Here is a 21274-nt window from a genome sequence, read left to right on the forward strand (position 1 = left end):
TATCATGTTGGTCAACAATATGAAAATGGCTAGTCTTGTAAAAATAATGCACCGATGTGTGCGATTATGCGTGGTGCTCACTTTATTGATCTGGAGCCACTGTGCTTTTTGTGAGGAAGGAGTAGATCAGCAGCAGGGACAATCACGGAGTTTTATTATAAAATCCCAAGAGCAGGAAAAAGAGAATTTAGCATTTCAGGCACAACTCATTTTGAATGCTCGATTGACAAATAGCCGTCAAGATATTGAGAAAGGACTTGTCTGGCGGGTTTATGCCCCTATTCTAGGGATTGATAATAAATTGCCATTAGTGGCAACCTATAAGGGGGGAAGTGCACGTTTTGATTTAGAGCCAGGAAGTTATCTTGTTCATGTCTCATTTGGTCATATGAGTGCTGTGCGCCATGTTCGTCTGGAAAATGGGCAGAGTCTTGTGAAAACTTTTCATCTTGAGGCTGGTGGTCTTATTTTAAATGCGACATTATTAAACGGTATCATCAATGAAAAGGAACTTCGTTTCACGATTTATGAGGATGAAAAAGAAAATGATGATACGGGGGTGATTTTATCAAATGTTAAACCTCAATCTGTTGTGCGTTTAAAAGCAGGTCGCTATCATGTTGCTTCCCATTATGGTTCCATTAATGCGACCGCACGTTCGGATATTCAAGTGGAGGCTGGTAAAATGACAGAAGTGACCCTTGAACATCAGGCGGCTCAGATTGTTTTAAAGCTGGTACGACAAGAAGGAGGGGAAGCGCTTGCAGATACAAGTTGGTCTCTGGCCAATGATTCTGGTGATATCGTTTATGAAACAGTTGGTGCTTATGTTTCACTCGTGTTAGCAGAGGGAGAGTATATTGCAATTGCTAAAAATAAAGATAAAATTTATCAAAAGGTTTTTTCTGTCGTTTCTGGTCATGATGAAGATATAAGTGTGGTGGCAAATGAACAAAATATGCAACGGATTGATGAAGATATAGATTGATCGTTGTTCATGGAACTAAACCGTGAATGAAAGATGGGGTGTGTGCGTTTTGATTGAAATTTCAACAGTTGGTGTGTTTTTTGCTGGGGCACTCTCTTTTTTATCGCCATGTGTTTTACCATTAGTTCCTCCTTATTTATGCTATATGGCAGGCATTGGTATTGATGACTTTCGTTCAGAAAAACGTGATGAGAAAGTCTTTATACGGTGGGCTTTATTATCTTCTGCTATTGCTTTTGTTCTCGGGTTTACCACTATTTTTGTTGCTTTAGGTGCTAGTGCAAGTACCATTGGTAAGTTCATCGGTTATTATCGTGATTGGTTTGCACTTGCTGCTGGGATTATCATTATTATTTTTGGTTTGAATTTTTTGGGTTTTTTTAAGCTTTCTTTTTTATTTCGTGAAGCCCGTTTTCAGACTCATAAAACACCTTCTGGTCCTTTAGGGGCTTATGTTATTGGCTTAGCTTTTGCCTTTGGTTGGACTCCGTGTATTGGTCCTATTTTAGGGCCTATTATAACGCTTGCTGGAACGAAAGAAACTGTGAGGGAAGGAGCTATTCTATTAGCAGTTTATGCGTTAGGTCTGGCTGTCCCTTTTGTGTTGGCAGCTTTGTTTTCTAGTCGTTTTATGCGGTTTTTAGCGGCTTTTCGTATTCATTTAGGAAAAGTTGAAAAAATTATTGGTGTTTTTCTTATTCTTACAGGAATTTTATTTTTAACAGGCTCTATGCAGGATTTTTCATTTTGGCTTTTAGAACATTATCCTTCGTTGAGTTATGTTGAAAATATTCGTTGGCACGATATTATGAACTTTTTTGGATTTTCTCGTTAGTCTTATGTGTTTTTATGGTTAGAAGTTGTCTTTCTATTGTTCTTGCTGCAGGTGAGGGAACGCGTATGAAATCGCCTCTGCCTAAGGTGCTTCATAAAATTGCTGGATTGCCTCTGATATGCCACGTTCTAAAACAAATAGAATTGGCAGGCTCTTCGCAGTTAGCTGTCGTTGTGGGATATGGTGCTCAAGAGGTTGCTCATATTGTTCAATCATTTGTAAAAAAAGATGTGATGATTTTTGAACAAAAAGAGCGTTTAGGAACGGCGCACGCTGTTTTATCGGCTCGTTTAGCTTTGCAAAAGGCAGTGGATGATGTTCTCATTGTTTTGGGGGATACGCCTCTTATTCAGAAAGAGTCATTGCACCAAATGCGTGCACAGCTTGCTGATGGAGCCGATGTTGTTTTTGCAGGCTTTCATACTCAAGATCCAACAGGGTATGGGCGCCTTCTCGAGAAAAATGGTCAGTTAATTGCAATTATAGAAGAAAAAGACGCGAGTGATGAGGAAAAAAAGATTTCTTTTTGTAATGGGGGAATGCTCGCTATACGTGGAAAATATGCACTTTCTCTTTTAGAGAAGGTTGATAATAACAATATGAAAAAAGAATATTACTTAACAGATATTGCTTCTCTTGCTTCGCGTGAAGGATTGGATGTGCGTGTTGTTGAGGTTCCTTTTGAAAATATTGTGGGAATTAATAACTGTCTTGAGCTATCGAGGGCTGATTCTTTGTGGCAAAAACGTAAAGCGCGCGATTTAATGTTATCGGGTGTTATATTCTTAAAACCAGAAACAGTCTATTTTTCTTATGATACAGAAATTGAACCAGGTGTGGTGATAGAACCAAATGTTTATTTTGGATTAGGTGTGAAAGTACAATCTGGTGCTGTTATTCGTGCATTTAGTTATCTCGAAGGTGCTGTGGTTGGTAGGGATGCACAGATTGGTCCCTATGCACGTTTACGTCCTGGTACAGAGTTGGCAAAATCGGTAAAGGTTGGAAATTTTTGTGAAGTCAAACAGGCTAAGGTAGGAGAATCTTCTAAAATCAATCATTTAAGTTATATTGGTGATGCTGAAATTGGTGCACATACCAATATTGGAGCTGGTACAATTACGTGCAATTATGATGGATTTAACAAATATAAAACCATGATTGGTGATCATGCTTTTGTTGGGTCTAATACGGCTCTTGTTTCCCCATTGGTGATAGGGGATGGTTCTTATATTGCTTCAGGAAGTGTTATTACTAAAGATATTCCTATGAACAGTATGGCTTTTGGGCGTGCACGACAGGTTATAAAAGAGGGCTATGCAACAAAATTTCGGGCGCGCTTTTTAGAGAATAACTCGACAGAAAATAAACAGAAAAAATGATGATTTTTAGTCTATTCCTTTGTTTTGTGTTGATCTAATGATGGATAGGAGATTTTCTCTTAAAGATTGCCGTACTCCATGTTTGAATTATTTTATACTTTATCGTTTTAAATGAAGGCTGTTGGATTGTTTTATAAGATTTAAATCTTAAGGTGTGGGTTGGAGCTTTTTAATGTGTGGAATTATTGGAATTCTTGGGAAGAGGTGTGTTACATCCTCTTTGGTTGAGGGATTAAAACGTCTTGAATATAGAGGGTATGATTCATCTGGAGTGGCAACAGTTTATAAAGGGCATCTTTATCGTGTACGTGCTGAGGGGAAGCTTGTTCATTTAGAAGAAAAATTAAGAAAAACACCTCTGGAGGGAAATTTAGGGATTGGTCATACCCGTTGGGCAACGCATGGAGTTGCTGTTGAACGCAATGCACATCCCCATGTGACTGAAAAGCTTGCGGTTGTTCATAATGGTATTATTGAAAATTTTGTGGAATTGCAAAAGGAACTCATCGAGGATGGTTATATCTTTGAAACAGAAACGGATACGGAAGTTATTGCACATTTAATAACGCGTGCATTAAAAAGTGGTCTTTCTCCGCAAGAAGCTATGCGTACCAGCTGGAAAAGGTTGCAGGGGGCTTTTGCTATTGCTCTTATTTTCGAAGGTGAAGATAATCTTATGATTGCAGCTCGTTCTGGTCCACCCTTGGCAATTGGTTATGGAAAAGATGAATTTTTTGTGGGATCAGATGCTATTGCTTTGGCACCATTCGTTGATCATATTAGCTATTTGGAAGATGGGGATTGGGCTGTTCTCACACGAGAGGGCGTTACAGTTTACGATGGAGACAATCAACCGGTAAAACGTTCTGTGACAACATTACTTGAAGAAGCCTTATTGATTTCTAAGGGTAATCATCGTCACTTTATGCACAAGGAAATGTTTGAACAACCTGAGGTGATTTCTCACAATTTAGCGCATTATCTTGATCTTGGAAATTATACCGTGCGCGCTTTTGAGAATTTGATTGATTGGACAAATATTCATCGTCTCCTTTTTGCAAGTTGTGGAACGGCTTATTATTCAACCTTAGTTGCACGCTATTGGTTTGAGAAATTTGCCGCTTTAAGTGTTGATAATGATGTTGCTTCCGAATTTCGTTATCGTGAACCTCCTATAACGTCTGATGCATTATCATTGTTTGTTTCTCAATCTGGTGAAACAGCAGATACATTGGCTTCTTTGCGTTATTGTCGTGATCGGGGTGTAAAAACAGCAACAATTGTGAATGTTGAACAATCAACAATGGCAAGAGAGGCTGACTTTATTTTCCCAACACTTGCCGGACCAGAAATTGGTGTTGCTTCAACAAAAGCTTTTACCTGTCAATTGGCAACGCTTGCTTCACTCGCTCTTAGTGCGGCTAAACAACGTGGTTATCTTACGGTTCAAATGGAACAGCAGTTGGTTCGGCAGTTGGCAGAAGTTCCCCGTATTTTAAATGAGGTGTTAAAATTAGAAGGAAAAATTGAATCTATTTGTCGTGATTTAGTGAATGCAAAAAGTGTTCTTTATCTGGGACGTGGAACTTCTTATCCAATTGCTTTGGAGGGCGCTCTTAAACTGAAAGAGCTTTCTTATATTCATGCTGAAGGTTATGCCGCGGGTGAGTTGAAGCATGGACCAATTGCGCTGGTGGATGAGACAATACCCGTTATTGTTGTGGCCCCTTATGATCGGTGGTTTGAAAAGACTTTTTCTAATATGCAAGAAGTGGTAGCGCGCAATGGTCGTATTATTTTAATAACCGATAAAAAAGGTGCAGAAGTAGCTTGTCTTAAGACTTTATCAACGATTATTTTACCAGATGTTCCAGAATTTATTGCCCCTATTATTTATGCTCTCCCTATTCAGTTAATCGCTTATCATACGGCTGTTTTATTAGGAACAGATGTTGATCAACCGCGTAATTTAGCAAAATCAGTCACGGTTGAATGAAAATAGATTATGTATTTCTGAATTTTTGGAAAACAATCAAGTGTAACATATCGATTTATAATGATAATTAATTTTTCTCTGTTGAATGAGAATATCGAAGACAGGACTTTTCATTCCAAATTCTTGATGACAGAATAAAAATATTTTCTTACCTATCAAAAAATGGACCAGCTGAGTGAATATAAGAGTAACAAGAGCGCAAAATGCTTCTCCTCTTTTAATGTAAAGAGTAATCTAGATTGGAAGAGAAGGTGCTGCTGTTGGTTTGTTATTCTTTCATGAAGCATAATGGTGTGGGGATTGCGTTCAGGTATTATGGGGGATTGGAAAGAAAATCATATTTGAATAGAGAAGTTTTTATTTTTTATCAAAAGTTTGTTCTAGAGTTATCCTGCTCGTAAGAGGCGTGCAGCGTTGTCGTGTCCGAAAAGATAAAGGAGCAACCGTAAGGCTTGTCCTTGCTCAGAGGAAAGATGAGGGTCGCGTTGTAAAAATAAACGTGCATCTTTTCTTGCTATGGATAAAAGGTCGCTGTGAACTGCAAGGTTTGCTATATGAAATTCAGGAACTCCAGATTGTTTTGTTCCTAGAAGCTCTCCTTCACCTCGCAAGCGCCAATCTTCTTCAGCGATTTCAAAACCATCTTCTGTATTGCGTATAATATTCAGACGTGTTGCTGCTGTTTTGGTTAGTGGATCTTTATAAAGTAAAATGCAGGAAGATTTTTTATTGCCTCGTCCTACACGCCCACGCAATTGGTGCAGTTGTGAAAGGCCAAAATGTTCTGCGTGTTCGATGATAATAATCGAAGCATCTGGAATATCGACTCCCACTTCAATGACGGTGGTTGCAACTAAAATACGTGTATTGCCGCATTTAAAAGATGCCATAGCAGCTTCTTTTTCTGCTGTAGACATTTTGCCATGGATCATCCCAACGCGTTCTCTAAAGCGCTCATAGAGAAACGTAAAACGGTTTTCAATTGAAGTGAGATCAAGAGCTTTCGACTCCTCTACTAAAGGACAAATCCAATAGAGTTTTTCTCCTTTTTCTAATGCAATTGCGATTCGCTCTATAAGCTCCTGCATACGTTTTAAAGAAAGCATTGCTGTTGTAATGGGTTGTCGTCCCATTGGTTTTTCTGTAATTTTGGAGACATCCATATCCCCAAAAGCTGTTAAAACAAGGGTGCGGGGAATGGGCGTGGCGGTCATGACCAGCATATCAGGCTTATTGCCTTTTTCTGTAAGAGAAATACGTTGATGGACACCAAAACGGTGTTGTTCATCGATAATGGTTAAGGCTAGATTGTTATAAGCAACACGATCTTGTATAAGAGCATGGGTTCCGATGACAATAGAGACTTGACCGGATAAAATATCATTTAAGATATTTGTCCGCAGTTTTCCTTTTTCTCGTCCTGTTAAAAGCGTTGTTTTTAAGCCGATCTTTTCGGCAAGAGGGGCAATAGTGGAAAAATGTTGCCGAGCAAGCACTTCTGTGGGGGACATTAAAGCTGATTGTCCTGAATTTTCAGCAATTTGTGCCATTGCCATTAATGCAACGACAGTTTTTCCTGCACCTACATCGCCTTGGAGTAGTCTTAGCATCGGTTCTGGTGAAGCAAGATCATTGGCGATATCTTCTACCGCTTTTATTTGTCCCGTTGTGAGTTGAAAGGGGAGGATATTGAGCAATTTTTTCGTATAAGTTCCTGTTGATGGTCGAGAAGTGCCAACAAGAGATTTGGTTTTCAAACGCACAAGGCCTAGCGCCAATTGACAAGCGAGCAGTTCATCATAGGCAAGACGTTTGCGTGCTGTACTTTCTAAGGAGAGATCATCGGGATTAATGGGGGCATGGATACGGCGTAAAGCAACAGAAAAGGAAGAAAAATTTTGCTGCTTTTTAACATTTTCGTCTATCCATTCTGGGAGGAGTGGAATAAAATCAAGAGCGTTTTGTATGGCACGTCTTAGTGTCTTTGCAGCTAGTCCGGCGGTAGAGGGATAAACAGGTTCGATGAGAGGAATTTGATTTGATTGTTCGCTCGGGATGATATGGTCGGGATGCGCCATTGAAAGTTGCCCATTAAACCATTCAACTCTTCCTGATACAATGACTTTTTTTCCTTCTGGGAGCTGTTTTTTTAGCCAAAGAGGTTGAGCATGAAAAAAAACTAAATTTATTTTTCCTGTTTGATCATGGGCAATAACACGATAGGGAATTTTGTTATGACTACGGGGTGGTGGTTGGTGTTGATCAATAACAATTTCGAGCGTAACAATTTCTCCTTCTTTTGCACAAGCAATGCTGGGACGCGTTCTGCGGTCTATAACGGAATGGGGCATTAATTGAAGAAGGTCAATAAGGGTTGCTTCACGTTGTGTAGGATTAACATTTAAAAGTTTTGTCAGTAAGCCGTAAACTTTAGGTGTAATACCAGAAAGGGTTCGAATAGAGTTGAAAAGAGGGGTAAGAAGATTTGGAGGCATGAGGAAATTTAACCTGCTCTTTTTGTTTTTTCTAGACCTTTAGAAGAGCTTTTTGGGGATAAAGTCATTAAAGAGGAGGTTATTTTATTTACACATTGCGTTGTAAGAAGAGAAATTATCTTTAAAAGAGAAATAAAATAAAAAAATGCAAAAATGAAAGTGCTTATGGTATATTTTGCTTCTTTTTATGTGAGGCGTTTATTTGCTGTGAATAGAGGCACTTTCTTGATAGAACTCTCTTATAAATAACAATAAAATTAGGATATTTGTCCTATGTTGGACGATGAATTTATAGCTTTAAAGTTATGCTCGCCTGAAATTTTTTCTTTAAGGGATGCTGTTTGGCATTGAGTTTATAGTAGGAAATTGTGAGAGTGGTCAAAGATAAAAATAAAATGCAAGAGTACAAAAATTCTCTTCCTCGCTTTATTCATTTGAGAGTGCATTCAGCTTATTCCTTGCTCGAAGGAGCTTTAAAAATCCCACAAATTATTCAACAGGCGATTTCAGATCGTGCACCAGCGGTTGCTATTACTGATACCAATAATTTATTTGGTGCTTTAGAATTTTCGCAGTATTGTCTTTCTCATGGGGTTCAACCCATTATTGGTTGTCAGCTTACCGTTGATTTTTGTGATGAAAATGATCATTCACGTTTGGTTAAAGGACGTAATGCTTCTGATTTCTGCTCTATTGTTCTGTTCGCTGCTAGCGAAACCGGTTATGCTCATTTGGTTCGTCTTGTGAGCCGTGCTTATCTTGATAAATGTGATACTGATCCTCCTCATATTAAAGTTGATTGGTTGTCAGAACACAGTGAAGGCATAATCGCTTTAACGGGTGGAAAGGGAGGACCTATTAATCGTTCTTTGTCAGAAGAAAAAAAAGAACGCGCTGTTGAGTGCTTAATTTATTTAAAAAAAATTTTTTCTGATCGTCTTTATGTGGAATTACAACGGCATGGCTCTTATGACCGAAGAGTAGAAGCAGACCTTATTGAATTGGCTTATGCGCATGAAATTCCTCTTGTTGCAACGAATGAAGCCTTTTTTCTGAAGAGAGAAGGGTATGAAGCCCATGATGCGTTGATGGCTGTTTCAGAAGGACAAATCGTCTCTAATCCAGATCGAAAAAGGGTGACGCCAGATCATTACTTGAAGTCACAAGATGAAATGGTTGCACTGTTTTCTGATCTTCCAGAAGCTTTAGAAAATAGTGTTGAAATTGCCTTGCGTTGTCATATTGCCACGCCTCTTCGAAAACCGATATTGCCTCGTTTTATAGAACAATCTTCTAATTCAGAAAATACTTTAGAAGCAGAAGATAGTGAATTGTTAAATCAAGCTAAAGCTGGTTTGAAGATGCGGCTTGAAACAATTGGATTGGCTGAAGGGTATACGATTGCAGATTATGAGCAGCGGCTTGATTATGAAATTTCAGTTATTACGCGTATGCAATTTTCTGGATATTTTCTTATCGTTTCAGATTTCATAAAATGGGCGAAGATTCATGATATTCCTGTTGGTCCAGGGCGGGGATCTGGTGCTGGTTCACTTGTTGCTTATGCATTGACGATTACCGATGTTGATCCATTGCGTTTTTCTCTTCTTTTTGAACGTTTTCTCAATCCGGATCGTGTTTCGATGCCAGATTTTGATATTGATTTTTGTCAAGAGCGGCGTGAAGAGGTTATTCAATATGTTCAAAAAAAATATGGACGTGATCAAGTTGCTCAAATTATTACCTTTGGTAAGTTACAGGCACGTGCCGTTTTGCGTGATGTAGGGCGTGTCTTAGAAATTCCTTATCGTCAGGTAGATTATCTTACCAAATTAATTCCTGCTACGCCAGGAAGTCAGGTAGAATTGGCTGATGCGATTAAGGATGAACCTAAATTTGAAGAAGAAAAGAAAAAAGATCCCGCCGTGGGACGTACATTAGATATAGCACTTCAGTTGGAGGGACTTTATCGTCACGCTTCAACGCATGCCGCTGGGATTGTTATTGGAGATCGTCCGCTTTGGGAGCTTGTCCCGATGTATCGTGATCCTCGTTCTGATATGCCTGTTACACAATTTAACATGAAGTATGTAGAACAGGCAGGGTTGGTAAAATTTGATTTTCTTGGGCTAAAAACACTGACTGTTTTGAAAATGGCCGTTGATTTTGTGGACAGAAAGAAGATCAAAATCGATTTGTCAAATATTCCTCTGAATGATGAAGCAACCTACGCTATGATGGCACGTGGTGAAACGGTTGGTGTATTTCAGGTGGAAAGTTCTGGTATGCGCAAGGCGCTGATTGGAATGAAGCCAGACCGTATTGAGGATATTATTGCGCTGGTTGCGCTTTATCGTCCTGGTCCCATGGAGAATATTCCAACCTATAATGCACGCAAACACGGGGAAGAGGAAATAGCTTCTATTCATCCTAAAATAGATCATCTGATTAAAGAAACACAAGGTGTTATAGTCTATCAAGAACAGGTGATGCAGATTGCTCAGGTGCTCTCTGGTTATTCGCTTGGAGAAGCTGACTTATTACGGCGCGCTATGGGGAAAAAGATTCATGCAGAAATGCAAAAACAGCGTACGCGTTTTGTCAATGGTGCTGTTGCTGGTGGTGTTGATAAAGAGCAAGCTGATATTATCTTTGATCTTTTAGCAAAATTTGCCGATTACGGATTTAACAAATCACATGCGGCTGCGTATGCAATTGTTTCTTATCAAACAGCTTATATGAAAGCCAATTATCCCGTTGAATTTTTAGCGGCTTCAATGACGCATGATATGACGAATACGGATAAACTCAATGATTTTCGGTGTGAGGCATTAAGGCTGGGTATTGAGGTTATTGCACCTTCTATACAAACATCTCATCGCGTGTTTGAGGTTGGTGATAACTGTATTTATTATTCTCTTGCTGCCATTAAAGGGGTGGGAGAAACGGTTGTCGATCATATCGTCGATTGTCGTGGAAATAAAATTTTTAAAGATCTGGAAGATTTTTGTGCGCGTGTTGATCCTCGTATTGTCAATAAACGTGCGATGGAAAGTTTAGTTTGTGCTGGTGCTTTTGATTGTTTTAATATTGCACGTGAAGTTTTGTTAGCCAATCTTGGAACACTTCATGCACGGGCACTTCGTATTCTCGATGACAATTCTAGTGGGCAGGTTGATATATTTGGTATGGCAGGCGGATTAAAAGAGCCATTGATTTTATCCCAAACGACTCCTTGGTTGCTATCTGAGAAACTTTATCGAGAATTTCAGGCAATAGGCTTTTACTTTTCTGCTCATCCATTGGATGAGTATCAAGCTATTCTTGCCAAAAAACGTGTTCAGACTTGGAGTCATTTTGCCAATGCTGTTAAAGGGGGGGCAACGGCTGCACGGCTTGCTGGAACCGTTGTGGCAAAAAATGTGCGCAAAACAAAATCTGGTAAAAAAATGGGAGTTATTCATTTTTCTGATACAAGTGGACAATATGAGGCCGTTCTCTTTTCTGAAGCACTTTCGAATTACGAGGAAATGTTAGAACCTGGAAAATCTTTTATTATTACGGTGAGCGCAGAGAATCGCTCTGAAGGGATTAGCTTGCGAATTGAGACAATTCAGTCTTTGGAAAAGGAAGCATTACAGCAGCATAAAATGATGCGTCTTTTTATAAAAACAGTTGATATGCTTCCACAAATTGAACAAAATTTAAATCTTGGGGGAAATGGAGAGGTTGGCCTTATTTTGATACAAGAGGATGGCTTGCGAGAAGTTGAAATTGCGCTTCCAAAGAGATATAAGGTAAATTCACATGTCGCGAATGCTATGAAATTAATTCAGGGTGTTGTCGATGTCGAATTGAGTTAAAACAAGACTTAAAGATAAGAGGCTATTGGAGGAGATTTTTGCTTTTGGAAAAGTTGAAAGTTGGGTTTTGAAAACCAGATAGGGATCGCGAAAGATCTTGCTTTTGTTTGAGTCAATTATGATGGGCTTTTCGTATCATAAAGTCAAAAAATCTCTTTCCTTGGTAATATTCAAAGTACTGGAAAGAATTTTATAGGCTTTTATCGCGATTTTTTATAGAATTCATCGCATCATACATATAAAGCCAATGGAGGCTTGACATAATGCTCTCTGGTGTACGAACTTTCATCATGAGATTACGAGCGATTGCTATAGGCCCCGTTGCATGATAAGCTAATCTGTTGAAATTACCGCGTTTTTTTACTGCTGCAATACGGGGAATGCGAGTTTTTTCATAAAGTGAAAGAGCTTGCGTTAATGAAAAATCTTTCAATGAAAGTGCTGCTGCTAATGTGGCTGCATCTTCGATTGCCATCGCAGCTCCTTGTGCTGCAAAAGGTAAAGCTGCATGTGCACAATCACCAACGAATACTTGTCTCTCTAAGCCTAGAAAACGGTTTTGTTTCATGTGAAAGAGTGGCCAATATCTCCATTCATCAATATGATCAAAGATTTGTAAGATTTTTGAATTCCAACCCTTAAAAAGAGATTTGAGTTTTTCTTTATCTCCTTTATGGTCCCATCTTTCTTTCGAATTTTCTCCATGTGTAATAGCGACAAAATTTACAATTTTTTCTAACGGTTGAATGGGGTAGACAACAAGATGATTGTTTGGTCCCATCCAAGCTGTGATTGTCTTCATATCGTGCAATGAAGAATAAAAATTTTGAGGAAGATTCTCACATGCTGTTGTTGCACGCCAAGCAATAAAACCACTAAAATTTGCTTTTTCATGAAAAGGAGATTGTTGCCGTAACGTTGACCAAACGCCATCACATCCGATCAGGAGGGGCGTTGAATAAAGTTGTTCTGTTGCTGTATCTATTTTAATTGTTGTTATTTCAATGTTGGTTACCGATTGGGTAGAAGATACAATCATTTCTCCTGCTTGGTATTTAATCAGAGGATTTTCAATCACTGCATCATATAAAACTTTTTGTAAAGCCGCGCGGTGAATCGTTATATAAGGATTTTTCCAATATTTTTCTGTTAGATTGATAAGATGAGTACGTAGACGTGTTTTTAAAGATATTCCATCTTTTAACTCAAGAAAATGTGGGATTGTCGCGACTTTAGTGAGTTTGTTAAGAAGGTCCCAGTGTGCGAGAATAGATGTTGCATTTGGAGTCAGTTGAATGCCAGCACCTATCGTTTCAAGTTGTTTACACTTTTCGATAATGGTGCTTGCAATTCCTTTATGAGCAAGCGCTAAAGCTGTGCTTAAACCAGCAATCCCTCCTCCAACGATGATGGGTGATTGCTCCACAAATGATTTCATATTAAATAAGCAGAATTAAAAGAGTGATAGAAAGTCCGAAAACACATTATAGTGGCTCATCTGGATGATATAAACATCCTGTTGGGTTTGTTTGATTGTATGAGAGTGAGGGAACATAACGGTAAAGAGTTGAGCAATAAGGGCAGATTTTCTCATTGGCTGCTCCCATGTCGATAAAGATATGAGGATGATCGAATGGTTGTGTAGCGCCTACGCACATAAACTCTTTCACACCAATTTCGATTGTTTTATATCCAAGATCATTTTGAAAATGGGGAATATTATGATCAGCCATGGTATAAAAGCTCCGGAATAAATTATCTCATCAGCTGTGATGAGGCTCTTCTATTTTGTAAGCGTGAGTTTGTAATAATACTTATAATAATGCAAGATGCTTTTTAAGACAAAGTGTTCTTCTTTTATGCTATATGAAATAATCATCATGTTTTTGGCATTTTGCAGATGGAATTTTTTTCTAAGTATTTTTAAATATTAAATAAAAATATGATAATAAAAATTAGATATTGATGCATTATGAGGATGCTAACATATTATAGAATATTATGTGAAGTATTTCGTTAAGGGTTTTAGAAAGTATAAAAGAAGATTAATGAGAATATATGGAACAGAGGGTGGCAGATAAAGTTTCTATATCGGATATCACGATGAAAAATCCGGCACGGTTTATTAATCGAGAGTTTTCATGGCTACAATTTAATAATCGTGTTTTGATGGAAGCGGCTAATTCGAAACATCCTTTATTAGAACGGCTACAATTTCTTTCGATTTCAGCAACAAATCTTGATGAGTTTTTTATGGTGCGTGTGGCTGGTCTTGCGGCCCAAATTCGTGCTCATGTTACAACGCGCAGTGCAGATGGGTATACTCCACAGGAACAACTTGATGTTGTGCTCGCTGAGATTTCACAGTTGCAGGCTCATCAACTACAGGAATTGAATGTTTTACGTAATGAATTAAAAAAGAATGATATTGAAATTATTTGTTCTGTTGAACTTTCAGAAATTGAAAAATCATGGCTTGAAAAATATTTTCTTGATAAAATTTTCCCTGTTCTAAAACCTTTATCTGTTGATTCTACGCATTCTTTTCCCTTTATCCCTAATTTAGGGCTTTCTCTCGCGCTGCAATTGTCTGAAGAGACGGGGCAACACATACCACGTATAGTGTTATTGCCCATTTCAATGCTTTCGAGGCGTTTTATTCTTCTTCCTCAAGAGGGGCATCATTTTCGTTTTATTGCGTCTGAAGATGTTATTTATCTTTTTATCAAATATCTATTTCCTCACGATGAGGTTAATGGAATGGGTACATTTAGAGTGATTCGGGATAGCGATATTGAAGTAGAAGAAGAAGCTGATGATCTTGTTCATTTTTTTGAAAAAGCGCTTAAAAGGCGGCGGCGTGGGCAGGTTATTCGCGTTGAATTTGACGCAAAAATGCCAGAAAATTTGCGCCAATTTATAGCGAGTTGTCTTGCTGTTCCTGATAACTGTATTAATGTTCTTGATGGATTTTTGGCACTTAATATGGTATCAGAGATTGTTTCTATTCCCCGTGATGATCTCAAATTTATTCCTTATATCCCTCGTATTCCAGAATCTATTCACAAACATAATGGGGATTGTTTTGCGGCTATTCGTGAAAATGATATCGTGATTCATCACCCTTATGAGACATTTGATGTTGTGGTCCAATTTTTACGTCAAGCTGCTTGCGATCCTGATGTTGTGGAAATCAAACAAACACTTTATCGTACATCAAATGATAGTCCAATTGTTCGTGCTTTAATTGAAGCTGCTAAACGAGGAAAGTCTGTGACTGCTTTGGTCGAACTTAAAGCACGTTTTGATGAGGAAGCTAATATTCGCTGGGCACGGGATCTTGAATGTGCTGGGGTTCAAGTTATTTTTGGTTTTATTACCTTAAAAACACATGCTAAGATGTCTCTAGTTGTGAGACGTGAAGGAAAACATCTTTGTTCTTATGTTCATCTTGGAACAGGAAATTATCATCCCGTTAATGCTAAAACTTATACTGATCTTTCTTTTTTTTCCAAGAATGATGATATCGCTCGTGATGTTGTGTTATTGTTCAATTATATTGCGCAATATGAGCGTCCACATGAAACAATGAAGATTGCTTTTTCGCCCTTAACATTGCGTAGTCGTATCTTAGAGCATATCGAAGAGGAAATTGCTCATGCACAACAAGGAAAGTTCGCTGCTATTTGGATCAAAGTGAACGCATTGGTTGATCCTGAAATTATTGATGCTTTATATCGTGCTAGCCAAACAGGGGTACAAATTGATTTGGTTGTAAGGGGGATATGTTGTTTACGTCCTCGTATTCCAGGAGTTTCAGATAATATTCGTGTAAAATCAATCGTAGGGCGTTTTCTTGAACATAGTCGCATTTTTTGTTTTGGGAATGGTCAGGATTTGCCCAATGAAAATGCACTTGTTTACTTAGGCTCTGCTGATATGATGCCTCGTAATCTAGACTACCGTATTGAAATATTGGTTCCAGTTTTTAATAAAATGGTGCGACAGAGGATTCTTTTACAAATTATGATCGCTAATCTCATTGATAATCAACAAAGCTTTGATATACTTAAAGATGGAACATCGAAACGTATCACACCGCAGATAGGTGAAAGTCCGTTTAATGCGCAGGAGTATTTTATGGCCAATACAGGTTTTGCGGGGAAAAATGAGTCTTTTGAATCTTCCATTTCGCGCTTGGTTGCGTTGCATCGGCAACAAGCTGAAATGCATAAAGACTGAAATCCAATGACATATAGAGATGCTCAAGGTCGGCTAAAAGGGCGGAAGCCTGTTGCTGTTATTGACATTGGATCGAATTCTGTTCGGTTGGTGATTTATGAGGGGCTTGTTCGCTCACCAACAGTTTTGTTTAATGAAAAAATTCTTTGTGGTCTCGGTCATGGTGTGGCAAAAACGGGATTTTTAGAAGAAAAATCGATGAAAATGGCGTTGCAAACGTTGAAACGATTTCGTACGCTTTGTCGACAGATTGGAGCAGATGAGGTCTATACTTTAGCAACGGCAGCAGCACGAGATGCAAAAAATGGTGTAGAGTTTATTCAAAGTGCTGAAGATACTTTACAAAATAAAATATATCTTCTTTCAGGAAGTGAAGAAGCTATGTATTCAGCCTATGGGGTTGTTTCTACTTTTTATCAACCAAAGGGTATTTCTGGGGATCTTGGGGGTGGAAGTCTTGAATTGATTGATATTGATCATTCTGATGTCGGTGAAGGGATAACGCTTCCATTAGGTGGTTTGCGGCTGCAGTATATGTCAAATAATGATAATGCTATCGCTGCAAAAATTGTACATGAGCAATTTTATAAATCTTCTATTGCGCGTACGCGTAAAGGTAGAGCACGTGATTTTTATGCCGTAGGAGGAACATGGCGTAATTTGGCAAAACTCCATATGGCAATGAAACACTATAGACTTCCTGTTATGCATGGCTATGAAGTTGAAGCTGCTGAAATGGAGAGCTTTTTACACCTTGTAGCAAGCGGCAATATTGATAATATGAGAGGGATTGCGGCGGTTTCACAGAATCGTCGAAAACTTCTATCGTATGGGGCAATTGTCCTTATTGAGCTCATTCAGTGTATGGAGTTTGAAAAGATCATTTTTTCTGGTGCTGGTGTTCGTGAAGGTTTTCTTTATTCACGCTTGCCGCAGACGATTCGACTTTCAGACCCTCTCATTGCTGCGTGCACAGAAATGGCTATTTTACGGGCACGTTCACCAAAACAGGCAGAAGAACTTATTGATTTTACGACGAATGCCTTTAAAGTTTTTGGAATTTCAGAAACTGAAAATGAATGCCGTTATCGTCAAGCGGCTTGTCTTCTTGCGGATATTGGTTGGCGTATACATCCAGATTATCGAGGCAATGAAGCAGCCAATCAGATAGCATTAGGATCTTATCCAGGAATTTCTCATGAGGGGCGCCTTTATGCCGCGCTGGCTGTTTTCTTTCGCAATACGAGTTTACTGGTTGATAAAGAATCTCTTCCCATTTTTCAATTAGCAACGCAAAATATAATTGAGAAAGCACGTATTCTTGGTGAAACGATGCGTATTGCTCATCTGTTTAGCGCTTCTGTTGCAGGAATTTTACCTCATTTATTTTGGCATAAAAAAGCAGATCATATTGTTTTGCAGATTCCAAAGAATTACGCTGGATTATTGGGAGAACGTCCGCTTGGACGATTAAAGAAGTTATCAAAATTAATCAAACAACCTCTTGCTTTTGAAATTTCTTGATTTTTCCTTCTAATTTATTCGCATTTTATATCTTAAAAGGTTAGCTATTTTAGTTTCTAGGCTCGTTCATTTTTAATGATTGGATTGCAGTTTCGATAAGGATTTTTTATATGATAGGATAATGTAAGACACTATCTTTTCATGTGTCTCTATCACGCTAGGCTACTATTTTTTATGAGGTACGCTTTTAATTTTGCATTCATTTTGACATAAAATAAAACCCTCTTTAGAAGATCTTATGGAAATCTCAGATATGTGGGGGAGAGATAAATTAAAGCTGTTTTGTGCTTATTTTTCCATTGTTAAAGTAAAACCCTATCTGTCCCTTTAGCAGTTGTTCAGCTTTTTGACCAAATATTTCATAGCGCCAGCCATTCATAGCGGGAATATTTTTCTTTATTCCTCCATTGGCGATTTTTTCTAAATCATTAGATGTGGCAATAATTTTAGGGGCAATACTGTTTTCGTTTGCAACAAGTTTTAATAATACTCTGAGCAGATCGATAGCAGCGGATGTCGTATCGTTGAGTGGATTATGTTTAGGAATAGGGGGTAAAGTAGAAAGATCAACCTCTAAGCCTTCGTGGACCGCCTTGATTAATGACGACGCAATTGAACATTTATCCCAATTCTTATGAAGGCTGCGTAACCGTTTTAACGCAGCTTCATCTTTTGGTTGTTGGGTTGCTATTTCTATGAGACATTCATCTTTCATGATATGGCGACGTGGCATATTGTATTTTCGTGCTTCACGTTCACGCCAAGCTGCTATCTTTTGTAATACAGCAAGTTCACGCGGTTTTTTAACTTTTCCTTTTACTTTTTTCCATGCTTCATCTTCTGGTATATCATAGGTTTTAGGATTTAAGAGGATTGCGATTTCATCATCCATCCAATGAGTCCGTTGATTTTTTTCTAACCTTTTTTTTAAGAGGAGGTAAACATCTCTTAAGTAGGTTACATCAGCAAGGGCGTAGAGCAGTTGTTTTTCAGAGAGGGGGCGACAACTCCAATCTGTAAAACGGGAGGATTTATCAAGATGATGCCCCGTACAGCGTTGTACAATTTGATCATAGGAGATCGAATCACCAAATCCACAAATTGATCCTGCTATTTGTGTATCGAAGAGAGGGGAAGGAATAACGCTTCCAAGATAATAAATCGTTTCAATATCTTGGCGGGCAGAGTGAAAAACTTTGACAATTTTTTTATCGATCATAAGGTCAAAAAATGGTCGTAAATCAATATCTGGTGCTATGGGATCAATCAGAACTGTAACATCTGGTGAGGCAAGCTGGATTAAACAAAGTTGAGGCCAAAAAGTTGTTTCGCGGATAAATTCAGTATCGACTGTTACAAAATCAGAGGTACGTAGAGCGTTAAGTGCAATTTCAAGATTTGCTGTTTGTGTAATAAGATTCATCATTTTATTATAATTCGATAAATTAAGTTTGTCTTTTATTGATTTTATTTTCGCGTTTTTATTCTCATATCTTGACAAATGGTACTTAAAAAGCGTTTGTAGCGCATGTGAATATTATAATCAAAGGCAAAAAACATGCACCGTTATCGCAGTCATCATTGCGCGGCTCTTCGTAAATGTGATGTAGGAACACAAGTTCGTCTTTCGGGATGGGTTCATCGTATTCGTGATCATGGAGGAATTCTTTTTGTGGATTTGCGTGATCATTTTGGAATTACACAAATTGTTGCGGATCCTGCTTCACCAGCTTTTAAAGTCATTGAAAAAGTGCGTTCTGAATGGGTTATTCGTGTGGATGGGGAAGTGCGTGCACGTTCTGATGAGGTTATTAATGCAACGCTTCCAACAGGTGAGATTGAAATTTTTGCACAAGAGGTAGAAATTCTTTCAAAAGCTGAAGAGCTTCCTTTACCGGTTTTTGGTGAGCCTGATTATCCAGAAGATATTCGGTTAAAATATCGTTTTCTTGATTTGCGTCGGGAGACTATGCACAAAAATATCATGCGTCGGACTGAAATTATTGCAGCTATGAGACGCGCTATGCAAAGTAATGGTTTTACGGAATTTACAACGCCGCTTTTGACAGCATCATCGCCGGAAGGTGCGCGTGATTTTTTGGTTCCAAGTCGTGTTCATCAGGGAAAATTTTATGCGCTACCGCAAGCACCACAGCAATATAAACAGTTGTTGATGATGTCAGGTTTTGATCGTTATTTTCAAATTGCGCCATGTTTTAGAGATGAAGATCCGCGGGCTGACCGTCTTCCTGGTGAATTTTATCAATTAGATGTTGAAATGAGTTTTGTTGAGCAGGAAGATGTTTTAGCAACTATGGAACCCATTATGCGTTCTATTTTTGAAGAATTTGCCGATGGAAAAACTGTGACACAAAACTTTCCTCGCATTTCTTATGATGAAGCAATGCGGAAATACGGTTCTGATAAACCTGATCTGCGTAATCCGATCATTATGGAAGATGTTTCTCAGCATTTTTATAATTCTGGTTTCAAAGTTTTTGCTCAGATTTTAGCAAATGATGAGAATGCACAAGTGTGGGCTATTCCGGCTAAAACGGGTGGAAGTCGTGCTTTTTGTGATCGTATGAATACATGGGCGCAAGGTGAGGGACAACCAGGGCTCGGTTATATTTTCTGGCGTAAGGAAGAAGGAAAATTTGAAGGAGCAGGGCCTATCGCCAAAAATATTGGTGAGCAGCGAACTGAAGCGATTCGTATACAACTCGGTCTTGAAAGTGGTGATGCTTGTTTTTTTGTGGCTGGGGATCCGAAAAAATTCGCATCTTTTGCTGGAGCAGCGCGCAAACGCGTAGGAGAAGAATTAAATCTTGTCGATAGAGAGAGTTTCTCTTTAGCGTGGATTATTGATTTTCCATTTTTTGAATGGAATGAAGATGAGAAAAAGATTGATTTTGCTCATAATCCTTTTTCTATGCCTCAAGGGGGAGAAAATGCTCTTGAGTGTCAAGATCCTCTTACGCTTAAAGCTTTTCAATACGATCTTGTTTGTAATGGTTATGAGATTGCATCCGGTGGAATTCGTAATCACTTACCAGAGATGATGCTGAAAGTTTTTGAACTGGTAGGACTTTCTAAGGAAGTTGTAAAAGATCGTTTTGGTGGTCTTTATCGTGCATTCCATTATGGGGCGCCACCTCATGGTGGCATGGCTGCAGGAATTGACCGCATCATTATGCTGTTGCAAGGTGTTAAAAATTTACGTGAAGTTGCTTTATTTCCTATGAATCAACAGGCACTTGATCTTTTGATGAGTGCTCCGTCTGATGTTTCTTCTACACAATTACGTGATTTAGGAATCCGCATGATTCCTGCTCACAAAAATAGTTCATAATGTTGATTTATGGATTTGTACCGTCCTTTCTCCGGAGTGTGAATTTTTGATGCCTTTCAAGGGCATATGTGTTGTGTATGGATTTAGAGAGGCAAAAAAAATACTATCGTTGTTAATCCTTCAAAAGGGATTGTTTCTAAAGAAATATCTCTCAATGCAGTCAATCTCGTTTTACGATGCTGGCTGCTGGCGAAGGATATAACTCAAAACCTCATGAGTGGTATAAAAACCGTTCTCCATAAAGGATAAGCTGTTATTCTACCTTCTAGTATGCAAATGGTTTCAGTATTTTTATTTCTTGCTTGGGTATTTGCTCTTTTCTTTCTAATAAGCAGGGAAATGATTATGATTGATTTATTATGAATAAATTGGAAATAAGAAAACTTTATAATACCCAGCAGTTTCATTTAAATTATAATTAATTATCTTTATATATCAATATATTATATTATTTATATTTTTTGAAGTTTTTACAATGTTGTAAAAGATAATTGTCTCTCTTCATGTTTATGAGAATAATGCATTTTTATATCTTATGGATTGAAACTTTGGGGAAGTGTATAAGCTTTGAACATTTTTTAGTTTTTTATAGAAAAA

Annotated in this window: 12 protein-coding genes; 8 read left to right on the forward strand and 4 right to left on the reverse strand. The window is 38.3% G+C overall.

Translation table 11 applies throughout. The features are described from left to right. The first annotated feature begins 4 nt into the window (after positions 1-4). The 4 genes from B5V81_RS04705 to glmS all read left to right on the forward strand — a co-directional run bounded on the left by B5V81_RS04705 (position 5) and on the right by glmS (position 5201). Positions 5-988, forward strand: coding sequence for an RgsD C-terminal domain-containing protein (locus B5V81_RS04705; RefSeq protein ID WP_212112399.1), 984 nt, complete (start codon positions 5-7; stop codon positions 986-988). 49 nt (positions 989-1037) lie between these two features. Further along, a complete protein-coding gene (locus B5V81_RS04710; RefSeq protein ID WP_212112400.1) occupies positions 1038-1823 on the forward strand; it encodes a cytochrome c biogenesis CcdA family protein in 786 nt (261 codons plus the stop codon). A 14-nt stretch (positions 1824-1837) separates the two neighbouring features. Then, positions 1838-3205 (forward strand): bifunctional UDP-N-acetylglucosamine diphosphorylase/glucosamine-1-phosphate N-acetyltransferase GlmU, encoded by a 1368-nt coding sequence (gene glmU, locus B5V81_RS04715; RefSeq protein ID WP_212112341.1) that lies wholly within the window; start codon positions 1838-1840, stop codon positions 3203-3205. A gap of 172 nt (positions 3206-3377) precedes the next feature. Continuing rightward, positions 3378-5201, forward strand: coding sequence for a glutamine--fructose-6-phosphate transaminase (isomerizing) (gene glmS, locus B5V81_RS04720; RefSeq protein ID WP_212112342.1), 1824 nt, complete (start codon positions 3378-3380; stop codon positions 5199-5201). Positions 5202-5587: 386 nt separating this feature from the next. Here the strand turns inward: glmS and recG are convergent, their stop codons facing one another. Continuing rightward, entirely contained in the window at positions 5588-7696 is a 2109-nt protein-coding gene (gene recG / locus B5V81_RS04725; protein ID WP_212112343.1) for an ATP-dependent DNA helicase RecG, read from the reverse strand. A gap of 374 nt (positions 7697-8070) precedes the next feature. Between recG and dnaE the strand changes: the two genes are divergently transcribed. Next, positions 8071-11559, forward strand: a complete 3489-nt coding sequence (gene dnaE / locus B5V81_RS04730; RefSeq protein WP_212112344.1) for a DNA polymerase III subunit alpha — start codon at positions 8071-8073, stop codon at positions 11557-11559. A gap of 190 nt (positions 11560-11749) precedes the next feature. Here the strand turns inward: dnaE and B5V81_RS04735 are convergent, their stop codons facing one another. Together B5V81_RS04735 and B5V81_RS04740 are read right to left on the reverse strand one after the other, a co-directional pair. After that, the gene (locus tag B5V81_RS04735) at positions 11750-12997 is read right to left on the reverse strand and encodes an FAD-binding protein (RefSeq protein ID WP_212112345.1); all 1248 of its coding nucleotides are present in this window, start codon (positions 12995-12997) and stop codon (positions 11750-11752) included. A gap of 46 nt (positions 12998-13043) precedes the next feature. Further along, positions 13044-13292 (reverse strand): zinc-finger domain-containing protein, encoded by a 249-nt coding sequence (locus B5V81_RS04740; RefSeq protein WP_212112346.1) that lies wholly within the window; start codon positions 13290-13292, stop codon positions 13044-13046. A 325-nt stretch (positions 13293-13617) separates the two neighbouring features. Between B5V81_RS04740 and B5V81_RS04745 the strand changes: the two genes are divergently transcribed. Continuing rightward, on the forward strand, positions 13618-15801 hold the full coding sequence (locus tag B5V81_RS04745) for an RNA degradosome polyphosphate kinase (RefSeq protein WP_212112347.1): 2184 nt from the start codon (positions 13618-13620) through the stop codon (positions 15799-15801). Between the two features lie 6 nt (positions 15802-15807). Next, complete coding sequence (gene ppx / locus B5V81_RS04750) at positions 15808-17325, forward strand: exopolyphosphatase (RefSeq protein ID WP_212112348.1); 1518 nt, start codon at positions 15808-15810, stop codon at positions 17323-17325. Positions 17326-17596: 271 nt separating this feature from the next. On the opposite strand, the gene rnd is transcribed toward ppx, so the two are convergent. Continuing rightward, positions 17597-18751: a ribonuclease D gene (gene rnd / locus B5V81_RS04755; RefSeq protein WP_212112349.1), complete on the reverse strand. Its 1155-nt coding sequence runs from the start codon at positions 18749-18751 to the stop codon at positions 17597-17599. 132 nt (positions 18752-18883) lie between these two features. Here rnd and aspS point away from each other — a divergent pair, with 132 nt between their 5' ends. Then, the gene (gene aspS, locus B5V81_RS04760; RefSeq protein WP_212112350.1) at positions 18884-20677 is read left to right on the forward strand and encodes an aspartate--tRNA ligase; all 1794 of its coding nucleotides are present in this window, start codon (positions 18884-18886) and stop codon (positions 20675-20677) included. Positions 20678-21274: the final 597 nt, after the last annotated feature.

Origin of the sequence: Bartonella queenslandensis (assembly GCF_018155095.1) — a bacterium.
Classification (GTDB): Bacteria; Pseudomonadota; Alphaproteobacteria; order Rhizobiales; family Rhizobiaceae; genus Bartonella; species Bartonella queenslandensis_B.

Bases quoted from the DNA above. Each gene is read 5' to 3' on its own strand.
- B5V81_RS04705 (WP_212112399.1), top strand. From the start codon at position 5: ATGTTGGTCAACAATATGAAAATGGCTAGTCTTGTAAAAATAATGCAC.
- glmU (WP_212112341.1), top strand. From the start codon at position 1,838: ATGGTTAGAAGTTGTCTTTCTATTGTTCTTGCTGCAGGTGAGGGAACG.
- glmS (WP_212112342.1), top strand. From the start codon at position 3,378: ATGTGTGGAATTATTGGAATTCTTGGGAAGAGGTGTGTTACATCCTCT.
- recG (WP_212112343.1), bottom strand. From the start codon at position 7,696: ATGCCTCCAAATCTTCTTACCCCTCTTTTCAACTCTATTCGAACCCTT.
- B5V81_RS04735 (WP_212112345.1), bottom strand. From the start codon at position 12,997: ATGAAATCATTTGTGGAGCAATCACCCATCATCGTTGGAGGAGGGATT.
- B5V81_RS04740 (WP_212112346.1), bottom strand. From the start codon at position 13,292: ATGGCTGATCATAATATTCCCCATTTTCAAAATGATCTTGGATATAAA.
- B5V81_RS04745 (WP_212112347.1), top strand. From the start codon at position 13,618: ATGGAACAGAGGGTGGCAGATAAAGTTTCTATATCGGATATCACGATG.
- ppx (WP_212112348.1), top strand. From the start codon at position 15,808: ATGACATATAGAGATGCTCAAGGTCGGCTAAAAGGGCGGAAGCCTGTT.
- rnd (WP_212112349.1), bottom strand. From the start codon at position 18,751: ATGATGAATCTTATTACACAAACAGCAAATCTTGAAATTGCACTTAAC.
- aspS (WP_212112350.1), top strand. From the start codon at position 18,884: ATGCACCGTTATCGCAGTCATCATTGCGCGGCTCTTCGTAAATGTGAT.